The sequence below is a fragment of the Rothia sp. P7181 genome (assembly GCF_048513015.1).
GTDB lineage: Bacteria > Actinomycetota > Actinomycetes > Actinomycetales > Micrococcaceae > Rothia.
The window spans coordinates 51,844-65,322 of record NZ_JBLXXZ010000001.1; the positions used below are offsets into that span (position 1 = coordinate 51,844).

17 protein-coding genes are annotated in these 13,479 nt (G+C 46.9%); 3 read left to right on the forward strand and 14 right to left on the reverse strand.

The window, feature by feature from the left end:
• Positions 1 to 9 precede the first annotated feature (9 nt).
• Entirely contained in the window at positions 10 to 1,629 is a 1,620-nt protein-coding gene (locus tag ACN08Z_RS00235) for a DUF7059 domain-containing protein (protein WP_419102644.1), read from the reverse strand.
• Between the two features lie 321 nt (positions 1,630 to 1,950).
• Between ACN08Z_RS00235 and ACN08Z_RS00240 the strand changes: the two genes are divergently transcribed.
• Positions 1,951 to 2,100, forward strand: a complete 150-nt coding sequence (locus ACN08Z_RS00240) for a hypothetical protein (protein ID WP_419102645.1) — start codon at positions 1,951 to 1,953, stop codon at positions 2,098 to 2,100.
• Between the two features lie 117 nt (positions 2,101 to 2,217).
• Here the strand turns inward: ACN08Z_RS00240 and ACN08Z_RS00245 are convergent, their stop codons facing one another.
• The 9 genes from ACN08Z_RS00245 to nth form a co-directional block, all read right to left on the reverse strand.
• A complete protein-coding gene (locus tag ACN08Z_RS00245; RefSeq protein ID WP_419102646.1) occupies positions 2,218 to 2,715 on the reverse strand; it encodes a GyrI-like domain-containing protein in 498 nt (165 codons plus the stop codon).
• Positions 2,716 to 2,824: 109 nt separating this feature from the next.
• A complete protein-coding gene (locus ACN08Z_RS00250; RefSeq protein WP_419102647.1) occupies positions 2,825 to 3,703 on the reverse strand; it encodes a rhodanese-related sulfurtransferase in 879 nt (292 codons plus the stop codon).
• Positions 3,704 to 3,768: 65 nt separating this feature from the next.
• Positions 3,769 to 4,194: an Rv3654c family TadE-like protein gene (locus tag ACN08Z_RS00255; protein WP_419102648.1), complete on the reverse strand. Its 426-nt coding sequence runs from the start codon at positions 4,192 to 4,194 to the stop codon at positions 3,769 to 3,771.
• The gene (locus ACN08Z_RS00260; protein ID WP_419102649.1) at positions 4,191 to 4,550 is read right to left on the reverse strand and encodes a TadE/TadG family type IV pilus assembly protein; all 360 of its coding nucleotides are present in this window, start codon (positions 4,548 to 4,550) and stop codon (positions 4,191 to 4,193) included. The genes ACN08Z_RS00255 and ACN08Z_RS00260 overlap by 4 nt, the downstream gene beginning before the upstream one ends.
• A gap of 116 nt (positions 4,551 to 4,666) precedes the next feature.
• Complete coding sequence (locus tag ACN08Z_RS00265; protein WP_419102650.1) at positions 4,667 to 4,927, reverse strand: DUF4244 domain-containing protein; 261 nt, start codon at positions 4,925 to 4,927, stop codon at positions 4,667 to 4,669.
• A 42-nt stretch (positions 4,928 to 4,969) separates the two neighbouring features.
• The gene (locus ACN08Z_RS00270; RefSeq protein ID WP_419102651.1) at positions 4,970 to 5,527 is read right to left on the reverse strand and encodes a type II secretion system F family protein; all 558 of its coding nucleotides are present in this window, start codon (positions 5,525 to 5,527) and stop codon (positions 4,970 to 4,972) included.
• The gene (locus tag ACN08Z_RS00275) at positions 5,506 to 6,234 is read right to left on the reverse strand and encodes a type II secretion system F family protein (RefSeq protein ID WP_419102652.1); all 729 of its coding nucleotides are present in this window, start codon (positions 6,232 to 6,234) and stop codon (positions 5,506 to 5,508) included. The genes ACN08Z_RS00270 and ACN08Z_RS00275 overlap by 22 nt, the downstream gene beginning before the upstream one ends.
• Positions 6,219 to 7,451, reverse strand: coding sequence for a TadA family conjugal transfer-associated ATPase (locus ACN08Z_RS00280; protein WP_419102653.1), 1,233 nt, complete (start codon positions 7,449 to 7,451; stop codon positions 6,219 to 6,221). Before ACN08Z_RS00280 ends, ACN08Z_RS00275 begins: the two co-directional genes overlap by 16 nt.
• A 309-nt stretch (positions 7,452 to 7,760) precedes the next feature.
• A complete protein-coding gene (nth, locus tag ACN08Z_RS00285; RefSeq protein WP_419102654.1) occupies positions 7,761 to 8,651 on the reverse strand; it encodes an endonuclease III in 891 nt (296 codons plus the stop codon).
• 137 nt (positions 8,652 to 8,788) lie between these two features.
• Here nth and aroQ point away from each other — a divergent pair, with 137 nt between their 5' ends.
• Positions 8,789 to 9,244, forward strand: a complete 456-nt coding sequence (gene aroQ, locus ACN08Z_RS00290) for a type II 3-dehydroquinate dehydratase (protein WP_419102655.1) — start codon at positions 8,789 to 8,791, stop codon at positions 9,242 to 9,244.
• Positions 9,245 to 9,282: 38 nt separating this feature from the next.
• On the opposite strand, the gene ACN08Z_RS00295 is transcribed toward aroQ, so the two are convergent.
• Positions 9,283 to 10,539: a MarP family serine protease gene (locus ACN08Z_RS00295; RefSeq protein WP_419102656.1), complete on the reverse strand. Its 1,257-nt coding sequence runs from the start codon at positions 10,537 to 10,539 to the stop codon at positions 9,283 to 9,285.
• A 327-nt stretch (positions 10,540 to 10,866) separates the two neighbouring features.
• Here ACN08Z_RS00295 and ACN08Z_RS00300 point away from each other — a divergent pair, with 327 nt between their 5' ends.
• A complete protein-coding gene (locus tag ACN08Z_RS00300; protein WP_419100979.1) occupies positions 10,867 to 11,544 on the forward strand; it encodes a Crp/Fnr family transcriptional regulator in 678 nt (225 codons plus the stop codon).
• 119 nt (positions 11,545 to 11,663) lie between these two features.
• Here the strand turns inward: ACN08Z_RS00300 and ACN08Z_RS00305 are convergent, their stop codons facing one another.
• From ACN08Z_RS00305 to ACN08Z_RS00315, 3 genes are all read right to left on the reverse strand, one after another.
• Positions 11,664 to 12,647, reverse strand: coding sequence for an NUDIX hydrolase (locus tag ACN08Z_RS00305; RefSeq protein WP_419102657.1), 984 nt, complete (start codon positions 12,645 to 12,647; stop codon positions 11,664 to 11,666).
• Entirely contained in the window at positions 12,640 to 13,128 is a 489-nt protein-coding gene (locus tag ACN08Z_RS00310) for a RidA family protein (protein ID WP_419102658.1), read from the reverse strand. The genes ACN08Z_RS00305 and ACN08Z_RS00310 overlap by 8 nt, the downstream gene beginning before the upstream one ends.
• Before the next feature lie 83 nt (positions 13,129 to 13,211).
• Positions 13,212 to 13,415 carry a hypothetical protein gene (locus ACN08Z_RS00315; protein ID WP_419102659.1) on the reverse strand — a complete coding sequence of 68 codons (204 nt, stop codon included), beginning with the start codon at positions 13,413 to 13,415 and terminating at the stop codon, positions 13,212 to 13,214.
• Positions 13,416 to 13,479: the final 64 nt, after the last annotated feature.

Here is a 13,479-nt window from a genome sequence, read left to right on the forward strand (position 1 = left end):
GTCGCCAATCTAATCTGCTGAGGTGAACCGGAGGAATCCTTTTTCAATCAGTTCACGAATATGCTGGATAAGTTTTTCTCGTGGGGTGCCATCTTCCCACTCTAGTAGCACGGCGAGCGCGCCGAGTATTTGTTGGACGCTCAGTTCTCCATCGCAGGCAGAGACGAAGCCAGCGAGTTCAGTTGATTCGAGGATTGTTCGACGGAGCCCTGCTCCTTCACGTAGCAAAATCACTCCTGGGTGTTCTGCTCCGGGTCGGGCGTGTCTTTCTTCTGTAACGTCTTGTGCAACTTCTAAATGAGCGTGTAGGAGTTCTTCTGAGGTGAGTTGGTTTAACTGGTCGTAGAGTTCTATTGCTTCAGTGATGAAGGGGGCAAGAGGTTGTTGTATGGGGTAGGTGATTTCTTCGTAGCGTTGTAATGGTTGGTGCGTTGGGGTGGAGGGTGCTGGTTTTCGAAGCCATAACATACCAAGCCCAATGGCTGTGACTTGTCGTTGCGCGAAGTCAAGGAGGTAGTTCTTGTAGGCTTGTTCATAGTGTTGCAGGTCGCGTTGTTCGCTGGCGTCTTTGAGCCAAGTCTCTGCGTATTGTTCTGGGCTGAGGGTTTCTCGTTGGATGCACCATACATCAAGTTCGTTGTTGACCCATTGGCGTACTCTGCTGTCCCATTGTTGAGAGTCTTCCCAAATTTCCCAGTTAGCGAGCATTTGAGCTCGCCCATTCGGGGCGAGGATTGCGGGGAGCTCATTCAACAGGGTTTGGACGAGTTGGTCTCCGGCAAGACCACCGTCACGGTAGGTGAATTGGTCTTCTGGTTTTTCTTCTGCTGTGCGCGGCGTAATAACAAAAGGCGGGTTAGAGACCACGAGGTCGAATTTTTGCCCTTGTACGGGTTCGGTGAGTGAGCCTTTGTAGAGGCTGACTCTGTTGTGCAGGTTATGTCGGTCAACATTGAGTTCTTTAGCGTTGAGCAGGATGTTGAAGCGGGTGAAGGCTAAGGCTCGTTCGGAGATGTCAGTAGCTGTGACGTGTTCTGCGTGAGAGAGCAGATGGAAGGTTTGGATACCGCATCCGGTACCAAGGTCTAGGGCACGTTTGATGGGGGTGCGTTCGGTGATTTGAGCCAGCGTTAAAGAGGCTTGCCCGATACCTAGGACGTGGTCTTTACGCAGGGCGCCGGAACGCTGATATGCTCGCACGTCGGAGCTGACCCAAAGTTCGGTACCGTCATCTGCGCCGTGCGGTCTGAGGTCGAAAAGAGCGCGATATTGTTGGGGCGTTGATTCTTCAACGAGGTTGAGAGTTTTCAGCAGGGGTAGGGCGTCCTCCCCTAGTGCTTGGTTGAGTTCTGTTTCGGTGCATTGGCGTCCTAGCATAAAGAACCCAATAAGGTATGCCAGAGCTTGTTCTTCTGCGGTGGATTGTTGGTCGCGAAGAATGTGTTCAACACGAATTTTTCCGGGAACGATTTGTTCACGCGTTATGGCTTCTGTTGCGGCTAGGCCTAGAAGTTCTGTGATTGCGTCGTTGTAGTAGCGTGTTTGGTCTAGTCTTTGAGCCAAGGATTCTAGTGCGTTGAGGTCATGGCTGTGGGGGGCGTTCGTTGTTTGGGAAAAATTTTCGGTCATCACGTTCATCATTCTGGCATATCTTAAGGTTCGGTGTGTTTTGTGTGTCTGCGGTTAGGTGGTTTCGTGAAGAAAAGAACAAAAAGTTTTATTTTTTAAGGTTGTCTCTTTACTGCAAAATGGATATATCACTTTTCGACTAGGAGATATATCATCATTAATTTTTTAATATCTTTGTTCTATAACTTTAATACCTTATGAGACACGGAAGACGTAAAGAATTATTAACAAAACACCTAGTCAGAAAAATATTAAGAAATTTTTTTCAATATTAGTATTCTGACACTAAAGAATAGTTGTGGTTTAACGTACACTATCGGTATGGCAGATGCACAGAATGTAGAAAATATCAAGAAATCTATTGCAGACTGGCAGGCAAAGCTCGACGCTGGCACAGGTTTCTCTCCAGAAGTCGTTAAAGAGATTATCGCTAAGCTGCAAGAAGATCTTCGTAAGGCTGAAGAAGCCTAAACATCTTGGACGGCACGTGTGCCATCAAGAACAGAAGTCCCAGTAGGACCTACTCACACAGGTGATAGCTCCCTACTGGGACTTTCTTATATCGCTAGTTCTTAGCGTTCTCACACGTCACCGTGTAGATAACGTCGCCGCCGGGGTAGCGTTTATTCCCGTTACACCCGCCCACACATACATTCGATAATCAGAAGAATCTACATCACCAGGCCCATACACTTCGAGACGAACACCCGTTGGGATCAAGGCTTTAGAAGGAATAAACCGTGAAGCAAGAACATCAAACCCCTCGTCTATGGTGTTCTGCTCTGCCCCGTTGATAAGAACCGTAGCATACATCGAGCTAGGAACAATCACACCAGTAAGACCGAGAGCAGAAACCTCAGCAATACTACGTACGATATAGCCGGCAGTATATGTAAGCCCCGTATCCTCAGCGTCAGGCATTATCACACCAACACGTTGCGATTTCTCTAAAGAGCTACGTTTTTCCACCCCAAGATGGTCGTTTAGCTGCTGCCAAAGCTGCCGAGTATTAGTCTCAGGCGTTAACGGAACATTGATTCCAGCAACAAGAAAAGTGTTGTATTCAATGAGCGACGGATCTGTCATATTTCTATCCTTAGTTCTCTGCCTCAAACGCCTACCATAACCAAAAGGTGTTCAAAGCCAAAGAATTTCTAGGCTAAGAACACCTTAAGGAATCTATATTCTCCGTGAATTATGCGTCTACTAGAGCTGTTTTTCCTAGGGCTTTCGCAGAACAATCCGCACATAAGAGAACAAGATCGCGTTTACCTTCAACATCGAGGTTTTCAAAGGTGTTAGAAGGTGCACCACAATGTTCACATTCTCCGATGGTGACAGTATCTGGCGAAAATTCAACGTGCATACGCTTATCGAAAATATACATGGACCCTTCCCATAGACCAGAGTCTCCGTATTTTTCTCCATAGCGGACGATGCCACCATCAATCTGGTAAATCTCTTTAAACCCACGGTTTTTCATGAGGGCTGAAAGAATCTCACAACGAATACCACCAGTGCAGTAGGTGACTACTGGTTTATCTTTGAGGTCATCGTATTTACCAGATTCAATTTCACGGATAAAGTCGTGCGTTGTTCGTACGTCAGGAACAACCGCATTTTTAAATTTACCGATTTTAGCTTCGAAAGCGTTGCGTCCGTCAAAGAACACTACTTCGTCTCCGCGCTCTTCAACCAGCTGATTGACTTCTTCAGGTTTAAGATGAACGCCTCCACCGACAACGCCGTTCTCGTCAACGACAAGTTCGTCAGGCGCGCCGAAAGCAACAATTTCGTCTCGAGCTTTAACCGATAGACGAGGGAAATCAGAAGCAGACCCATCAGACCATTTAAGTTCGAGCTTGCCAAAGCCGGGGTATTGGCGGGTTGTTTTTCCGTACTGTTTGAGAGCGTTAATATCGCCACCGAGAGTACCGTTAATACCGTGCTTAGAGATGAGAATACGGCCAGTAAGACCAAGTTTCTCGCAAAGTGCACGTTGCCATAGCATCACGGCAGTAGGGTCACCCACTGGTGCGAAGCAGTAATATAAAATAATTCGTTCTTGAGCCACATCTTCATTTTAGACACTCACAGGGCTGGGGTGTTGTAACTGAACGAACAAAAAGTATGAGCAATTTATAGGTTTTTCGACACCTCTGGCGAACCTGCACGACTAGTCGCTTCTACCTCATGAAGCCACGAGAATGCTCCATTTACTGGCACTCGCACCCGAATATCAACTGAACCGGGTTGGTGCTCAACGATCACGCAATGGACCCATGTCGCACCCTGCGCCTGTCCTACACGTTCTGCAATATTGCATGGTTCCCCAGCCCGTAAACCTCGCAAAGTATCTGCAGCGGCAAGGGCTGAAAGGTCTGCTGCACGCATTGCACGGTATTTACTGTGATAGATAGAGGCGACACCTGCAACACCAGCAAACATGATGAGCAAAACACAGATGATGCCCACCGCAAGAACCGTCCCTGAACCTCTATCAGAGCGTTCTTTGGCGAGATCTCGTTCTGCCTCATATAGGCAATCATCTCGTTGAGTCATCATGATGACCCAACACTTTTTTCTGCTGTTCCTTGCACTCTCGATTCGAGCGTCCACCCTGTTATTTCACCGAATATGCCAGGGGCTGGACGACTCACATACACCGTGTAGTTATTTCCCTGTTGTTCTATCCGAACTGAAGCATCAGGGGCATTCTGTTGAGCAACCCGAAGAATATCATCACGGTCTTGCCCTCGTACGACAGCCCGCAAAGCAACACGTGCACAATCTTCTAACTGCATTTGACTTACACCAAACGAGGAAGCCCCTAAAACAAATGCGAGGACAAAAATGACAGCAGGTAGCGCTACTGCAAATTCAGCGGTTATAGCACCTTCATCTGTTTGATGAGTTTTCACGGGGATTCCTCGTTCTCTTGCGAATAGATATTCACGGTATCTGGTGTTGTGTTTATCAAAGCGACGTCGGCTCGTAGACAAGTATTTTTCTTGTCTACGAAGCCACTTGTTTTGTCTTAAGACATTCCGGTAGATAATGCGCTCTGAACAATACCTAAGAGTAGATTTCGCACTTCATCAGATTTCAAAATGGCAACGAGCAAACCGGCGAAACCCACCGCAGCTAACATGACAATGCCATATTCTGCGGTAGTGGCCCCTGCCTCACCATCGTGAAGAAGGTCTACAGAGTCCGTTACTTTTCGCTCTCTTGTCTGCATGGTGGATGATGGATGTCGTTCAGAGGTAGGGGTAGAGTTCGGTTCTGGTGTAAACATAGTGTTCTCCTTGATATAGATAACGGTTGAAAAAGGAACAGGCTAAAAGCCCAAGGACGGGATTAAAGAAATCAATAAAGGAATCACCCCTAAACAGATGAAGGAAGGTAAAGAGCATAGCCCCAAGGGAAGAACGAGCCGTACACCTAGTTTTTGAGCTTGTTGCTCCGCATGACGGTATTCTTGACGACGCAACCTGTCTGATACCACTTGAAGAATCTGTGCACTGGGGGCACCTGTTGCAGCAAGAAAACCCAAGCTTTGTTCGAGGACAGTAAAAGGTGCTCTATTCGGTACGTTCTGCCAGCTATAAGACCACGCATAACCTCGATAAAGCTGTTGGATAACCTGTTGTATCTCATGCGCACTGTCTTCTTGTCGAAGCACTTCATCATAGAGTTGAGCAATATACTCAAGTACTTGATGAAGCCCTAGACCGGCTTCTAACATCACCGTGCATAAATCAATGACTAAAGCATCTGGTATGGTGCGATTTTCTTGAGAGGTTGAAGTTATCAGTGAGCTATCTGTTGGAGGTGTAGCCTTTGAGCAAGGTTTAGTAGTTGGGGACTTGTTTCTTAGTGGGTTTTTGAGGAACATGGTTGACCTTTCTGCGCTTGAGCAATGAGTTTAGAAGTCCATAGGCGTCCAGCTAAAGCTAGCCATAACCCCATCAGACTTAGCAGAATCCCTCCCCATGTTTGGGTTAGGATTTCTATAGGTTTGGCACCCATCAATGCGCCCAACGTTAAACCGAGGGCAGGAAGCCACGAGAGAATTGTTCCTGTTGTTTGTGGTGCAGCCATCGCTGAACGTCGTGACTGATCCAGGTCTATTTCACGTTCATAAAAACGCGCTAACCTCTCGATAGCTTGAGCAATAGGAGCACCTGTTTTTTCTGCGATATACCAACACGAAATTAGCTCTAAACACCGCTGATAAGAATAAGAACGTGCAAGAGATAGGTCTTTAAGAACAGTTACCATCGGAGCCCCTGTATATGCTGCTTGATACATCCGTTGTAAGAGACGTATAGCATCTTCTAAGGCAAGGTAATAGGCTCGTTGCTCTCGCCGTGAAAAGAGAATGTGCGTTTGAGTATGGAGCGGATGTTCACTCAATAAGTTCTCAATGTGTTGGTGCACTGTCTTGAGAATGTTCGGTAGGCGTAACCCCGCTCGAAGTAAAGAACTCATACGCCACGTCATATCTGGCCATAGTTCTTGTTCTTGAACGCTGGGTGTGGTGCTTTCTAAAAGATAGTTTTTCCGACGTTGAGGAACCATATTTTTCAACTGTTGCAGCATAGAGGGTTCCTTTGAACGGTTAAGGTATCTATTTGGGCGTTGCCTTGCTCGGTAGTGATATCTTGTGCAGTGTCTTGAACAGTTTGGTCACGCCAGCTGGCATATTGTTCAAGGAAGATGTGTCCTTCTTCAGACCACATTTCGCAAGAATTTGTACCTTCAGAAGGCGCTGTATATAGCGAGCGTGTTTGAAGTTTCCCATGAGTAAAAACGAGGGTTGAGATGTTGCTCAAAATCCTTTGTTGTCCCCGACGGCTCAGATGAATGATGTAGTCGATTGCGGTATCGGCTTGTAGGCATACAGCGTTTTCGTGCAAATTTCCCATGGCACCCATAGCCATAAGACGTGCCGGAACGGCTTGGGCAGAATTTGCGTGAAGTGTTCCGCCCGCTCCGGTGTGTCCGGTGTTCATTGCGGTGAGCATGTCAATGAGTTCTGCACCACGGCATTCTCCGACGACGAGTCGGCTAGGACGCATCCTTAAAGCATGACGAATAAGAGTGCTGAGAGTGACTTCCCCTTTGTTTTCGCTGTTATGTTGTCGTGTTTGCAAAGAGATGACATGTGGGTGGGTGGGACGTAGCTCTGTTGAGTCCTCAATAATAATGAGACGTTCATGCTCCTGACATTCTGAGAGCATAGCGTTGAGCAGTGTTGTTTTTCCGCTTCCTGTGCCACCGCTAATTAAGAAGTTAGCGCGGAGAGAAAGAATATAACGCAAGATATTTGTAAGTTGAGGGTCTAACATTCCTTGCGTTTCTAGTTCTGCCAGTGAGAACCGTTGAGATGGTTGCACACGTATAGAAAGGTGTGTGCCTCGTTCACATAGCGGTGGTAGTACCGCGTGGATACGATGTCCTCGTGGATTCGTAATATCGGTGCTGAGGTTGCTTTCATCAAGTCGTCCTCCACCAGCTACGATTAGTCGTGTTGCCAAGGCTCGTATTTCTTCTTCGCCGTCAAAGGTAATGGTGGTGCGTTGGAGAGTTCCTGACTTTTCGATCCATACTTCTTGCGGTCCATTGACGTAAATATCGCTCAAGCCTTTTTCATAGAGTAGGGGCTCGAGTTTTCCTAGATGGAAGATGTCGTGTTCTGAAGTGATTTCTAGGTCAGAAAATATGGGTGAGGTGTCTAGCCGTTCCGTTGTAGTGTGCTGTTCTGGTCGGAACTTTTTGAGGAGCATCATTTCGTGCTGGTATGGTGGGGTTTTCACGGGTGCACTATCCTCCTAGACCTGGATATTCGTTGCTGTTTATACATTGAGTCTTCTCGTTGTGGAGCAAGAAAAGTAGTATCAGAGCACAATCTGTGGATAGAGCAGTACCGTAAGAGAAGAGTTTTGAGCTGGTTAGGAGTTCTCCACAACTATAGGGTGAGAAATTTCTAGAGTTTAGGCATAATAGTCATACATTTATGCGTTTTAAACAGCAGAACGGCCCCGCTATGATGGCAGGGCCGTTCTCAGTGATATTTTGGGACCTGTTTTTACACCTTGTATAACAAAAGTTGAGAGGATAAGGCGCTATGCGCTTAGAGTCCATCCTCGTGCCCGTAGCTCTTGACGTGTTGCACCTTGAAGAAAAGCTAGATGCAAACGTTCCCGCCCTGTAGCAAACTCATATTTGAGCAGTTTAGTTGCTTGGGCTTCGTCAGTTTCTCCCTCACCATAGCTAGGGCAAAGGTCCGCTACGGGGCATACCCCACAGGCAGGTTTACGTGAATGGCAGATTCTTCTGCCGTGATAAATCATTCGATGAGAAAGCATTGTCCAGTCTTTTGGTTCAAAGAGCGCTGCAACATCTTTTTCTACACGTTCAGGGTCTGTTGCTTCAGTCATTCCAAAACGACGCGCTAAACGACCAAAGTGAGTATCTACTGTCAGCCCGGGCATTCCAAAGGCATTACCCATGACGACGAAAGCAGTTTTACGACCGACTCCAGGTAAGATAACAAGTTCTTCGATAGTATGGGGCACTTCTCCGTCGTAACGTTCCAGCAATTCTTGAGCTAACCGTACGATAGCTGAGGCTTTAGAACGATAGAATCCCAAAGGCTGTACGATGTTCTCAATCTCGGCTAAAGAAGCTTGTGCCAAAGCTAATGCATCAGGATATGTGGCAAAGAGTGTGGGGGTAACGCTGTTAACTCGTACGTCTGTCGTTTGTGCAGAAAGGACAGTAGCGATTAATAGTTCAAACGGGTTGGTGAAATCTAGCTCTGCCACAGCATAGGGGTAGGTGTCGTCAAGGATACGTTTGATTTTTCGGACACGACGTTTTTTCCCCAGCTCACTTTCTTGAGTACGTGAGCGACGACGCGCCGCTTTTTCTGCTTCAAGGACGGACACTGAACGAATGTGCAGAAGTTCTTGTTCTTGCTCTGTTAATGGGGTGTTATCTGCCTGCTCTTTCACCTTTTTAGCCTACCTGTTCTCTTCTATGGAGTTTTTACGTGCTTGCGGTGTTCAATCTTTTTACGAGGTAAATCACCTCAACCTATAGTTTTAGAAGTATTGTTCTGATTCTCCAGTTGCTCTCGTAGAATGGTGTTATGACTCAGCAACGTATTTTTGTTCTCAACGGCCCTAATCTTAATCTTTTAGGACAGCGTAAACCGGAGGTCTATGGGACGAGCACGTTGAAAGACGTTGAACTCTCTCTGCGGCAACGTGCACAAGAATATGGCTTTGCACTTGAGTTTTTACAGACGAATCATGAAGGTGTTTTAGTAGATCAGGTGCAACGTGCACGCGCTGAGGCTGCTGGAATCATTATTAATCCCGCGGCGTATACTCATACGTCGGTCGCTTTACATGATGCGCTTGAGGCTGTGGATATTCCGGTGGTAGAAGTCCATCTATCGAATATTCATCGTCGTGAACAATTTCGGCATCATTCTTTTGTATCACTTCAGGCAACAGCTGTTTTTGCTGGAGCTGGTGCTTATGGGTATCTGCTTGCCTTAGATTTTCTTGCACATCATTTAGGTAAAGATACCGCATCATAAAATATTAGGTTTCAGATACCTGTGGTGTGCCCCTTATCTTAGTGGTGTACTCGGCATGTGCCGGTCAGTACAGCTTGAGGCGTTTCAGGAATATTTGCTAAGGCCTCTTTGATGGTTGTGGCTGGAATTGCGTAGCCTATTTTGTCTCCGGCGACAGAACGAGCAAAGACCATCCCCACAGCTTCTCCATTCTCAGCGATGAGGGGACCTCCAGAGTTACCGCGAACAATATCTGCATTGATTTGATAGAGGTACTTCACACGAGATAGTTCTTGAGTTTCTGCTTCGATATTTTGGATATTTCCAAGTGCTCTCACACTTGCTGGAGTTATCGTATAAGGCCCACCGCCGGGATAGCCTAAGACGGCAAGAGCCGTTCCAGGTGTTGCATTTTCCCCGAGGGGGATTCCCCTAAGGTTGAGTGCTGGCGCGTAGAGAACGGCGATGTCTTCTTCGTGGTTGTAGTAAATAGGTGTTCCGCTCACGCTGTATCCGTCTCGTTTTTCGAGCAGAATTTGTCCTGCTCCTTGTACAACGTGTGCGTTGGTGAGAACGTACCCGTTGGATGAGACGAACCCGCTACCTTCTGAGGTGTACCCACAGCGAGGGGAATATCCATGAATTTTTACGACAGAGATTCCTGCGTCTTGGATCGTTTCACTCAGCTGTTCAGTGGTGGGAAGTTCTGTGGGTATTGCTGTTGGAAGTAACCCTGGAAGGGCTTGCCCCAAGATTTCTGGCATGTTTGGGGTAGAGCCTTGCGCTGTCTCAGAGTTGTCTATGCCGGTGGTTTTGTATAAGGTGCGGGTGAATCGGTCTTGTAGGGTGTAAATACTTTCTTTAACCGGTTCTGGTGTGTGTTCCAATAAATATGTGATGACTTTTGAGTTATTCATGTTCTGTGTGATGCTGGGAATGCCAAGCGGGAGCATCATGAGAACAACAGTCAAAAGGAGGAATAGGTAGACAACGGCGTTGCCTATTGCCCCGAGAATTCTGTTGATAGGGCGTAGAACGCTCAGCCCAAAGAGTGTTCTTAGGAGTGTTGTCAGTATAGAACCGATGAGTTTTCCGGCGAGGAGGAAGAGTATCAGCGCGAGAATATATCCTAGTTCGTGCAGTTGTTGAGGCAGATTTTGACGTATCCATGGGAATCCGAAAGCAAAGGCACACAGTAATGCGATAAATGTTGCAATAAGGTTGATGAGGATGCCAATGAATCCACGTCGTGCACCTGAAATCATACTCAACAGCAGCAGCCCTAGCAGACCGATATCTAGAATCGTCAAATCCATAATATAACGCACCTTGTCAGACGTGGTTTTATAGGTATTCGCTTGAAATACTCACTCATTATTGTTGAGGTTTTAACGGTACTGGATATCTGGCGATACGGATGTGTTTCACTCTATTTTTACCGTTTTATTGAGTATCTTTTAGTATCTATTAAGAAATCTCTTGGTGGGTTTGAGCTGTACATTGAGAGTTTTTACGGTAGTCTCATTATTGATTATGTCACACCATTTTATGGCACTGAGTGGTTCGAGCGTTATACTTGTCAGTCGGCAAACCCTAAGAATGGGTGGCTTGTAAAAAAATTATCTCAATTCTTGAGGAGAAAAATGGATATCGAGGTTCTACGTCGGGCACCTTTATTTGCCTCACTCGACGACCAAGCTTTTGCAGCACTCACTGAAGACATCACTGAAGTTGATCTCTCCCGCGGAGCCACCCTGTTCTACGAGGGTGATCAGGGCGATCAGCTATACTTCATCATTTCCGGAAAGATTAAACTTGGACGTACTGCTACAGATGGTCGCGAAAATCTTGTAGCAATTATGGGTCCTGGTGAAATTTTCGGTGAGATGGCACTCTTTGATCCTTCACCACGTTCCACCAGTGCAACCGCTGTCTCTGAAACTCGCCTTGCTGGGGTCAAGCATGAATCTTTGCGTAAGGCCATGGAAAAATCACCTCAGATTTCGGTGCAGGTTCTTCAGGCGTTGGCTCGTCGTTTACGCCGCACCAACGAAAACCTTGCTGACCTTGTCTTCTCTGACGTTCCCGGTCGTGTAGCAAAGGCTCTACTTGATTTGGCTGACCGTTTCGGTCGCCCTGCAACCGACGGTATTCTGGTTGCTCACGAGCTGACTCAGGAAGAATTGGCTCAGCTTGTTGGCGCATCTCGCGAAACCGTCAATAAGGCTCTTGCGGAGTTCGTCTCTCGCGGTTGGATTCGCCTTGAGGCTCGCGCTGTTGTTATCTTGGATCTTCAGCGTCTACGTAATCGTTCCCGCTAAAAAGATTCTAAATATTTTTTGAGGATACGTTTATGGGGTGGTAGAGAAAAATTTTTCTCTACCACCCCATATTTTTAGAATCTAGCTTAGAGGTTTAAAACTCAGTTTCCTCTAGTTGCCTACAAAGAGCATTTTTGTCTGTTCTTTGGTTTTTGAGGCAGCGTATATTTGAGGAAATATTCTCCGTCTTGTTCGACCACTTCAGCTTTTTTAGGAAGTACCTCCCGTTTTTTTGCAAGGTACGCTACTGAGGTATTAACTGCTGCAAGATCTTCGAGAATACACAGCGTGGCTGGAACAATGAGCTGTTGTAGAGTTTTTCCTCGAGTGCGTTCATGTCCGATAGTATCGCCCAATACTGTCGTTTCTTGGTGTTCAAGAAGCTCACGTACGTTCACCCAGTCACCCCATAGCCCTTTTGAGGCAAGAAGTTTGGGGTGTTGTCCAACCGGTGCAACGCTAGCAAAATAATGGGTGTCATAGCGTTTATGACGAAAATCTGGGGACTGCCAACGTGCGATCGGACGCAAGAGGTCTGTTCTTAAGGTCAGGCCTCGTTTTGTGAGGTAATCAGCAAAACTTTGGTCGCATTGAGAGATAGCTTCACGCGCAGACATCAAATCTAGTGCTTCAGAGGATGTCTCAACAGTACTTAGTTCATCGCGTCCGGCGAGAAGCATTCCTGTTTCTTCAAAAGATTCTCTCATCGCACCAACAACTGCAGCTTGGGTCGATACAGGGTCTTCTTGTTTGAAAGCGGTAGACCACGTTTTGATGTCTGGTCCAATCCAGGCAAGAGGATCTTGATCACTAGGGATGCATAGCCCTCCAGGGAATGCTAAATCACCTAATGGAGAGTGTTCTGAGCGAAGTGTCAGAATTGTTTCAAGGCCTTCTTTTCCATCTCGGACAAAGACCACAGAAGCAGCAGTTTTAGGTTGGCATGGGGTATGTTGACGGTCGTCTAACCATGCCTGAGCTGCTGATGCGTATTCGTCAGGGAGCTTAAAAAGCCTCTCAGGAGATCGAGAGATATTGGGGGTCTCGGTGGTACGTTCACGAACGACTTTTAGCGCCCCTGTATACAGTGTTTGATTAGACATATTCTACGATGAGTTCAACTTCCACGGGTGCATCAAGTGGTAAGACAGCAACGCCCACAGCAGAGCGTGCATGAACCCCTTGTTCGCCTAAGATGTCGTGCAGTAGCTCAGAAGCTCCGTTAATAACTTGAGGTTGCTGGGTAAATTCTGGGGTGGAGGCAACAAAACCGACAACTTTAACGATACGTTTGATGCGGTTGAGGTCCCCTAGAACAGAGTGGACAGCAGACAGTGCGTTCAAAGCAGCGATACGTGCACATTCTTGAGCTTGTTCTAGGGTGAGGTGTCCTTCGCCAGTGTTGTGGGAAGAAAGCTTCCCACGGTGTAAAAGCTCACCGTTAACAAAGGGCAATTGCCCAGAAGTGTATACGTAATTGCCGCTCATAACAGCGGGAACATAGGCTGCAACCGGTTGAGGTGTGGTGGGCAGGGTGTAACCTAGCTGTTCGATACGAGATTCAATAGAAATTTTTTCGCTCATCGGGCGTCCTTCTCTGTTTTTAGCTGAACAAAGACCGGCTTCATACCCTGAAGGTTATGAATCCGGTCTATGTTAACTATTTTTTATGATGACGCAACTTTACGTTTGAAGTATGCGATGGGGTTGCCCGCTGTTGGAGCAACCATATTTCCCTGAGGTGCAGCTCCAGCAGGTGCGGTTGAGGGAAGGACTGTTACCAGTTCCCAACCGTCTTGTCCCCAACTATCGAGGATCTGCTTGGTAGCGTGAATCATCAGGGGTACTGTAGCGTATTCCCATTTATCCATAGCCCCCAGCCTAATAGTTATGAGCCTAATTGAAAAGTTTTATGCTCAGAGAAGCACAAATTAC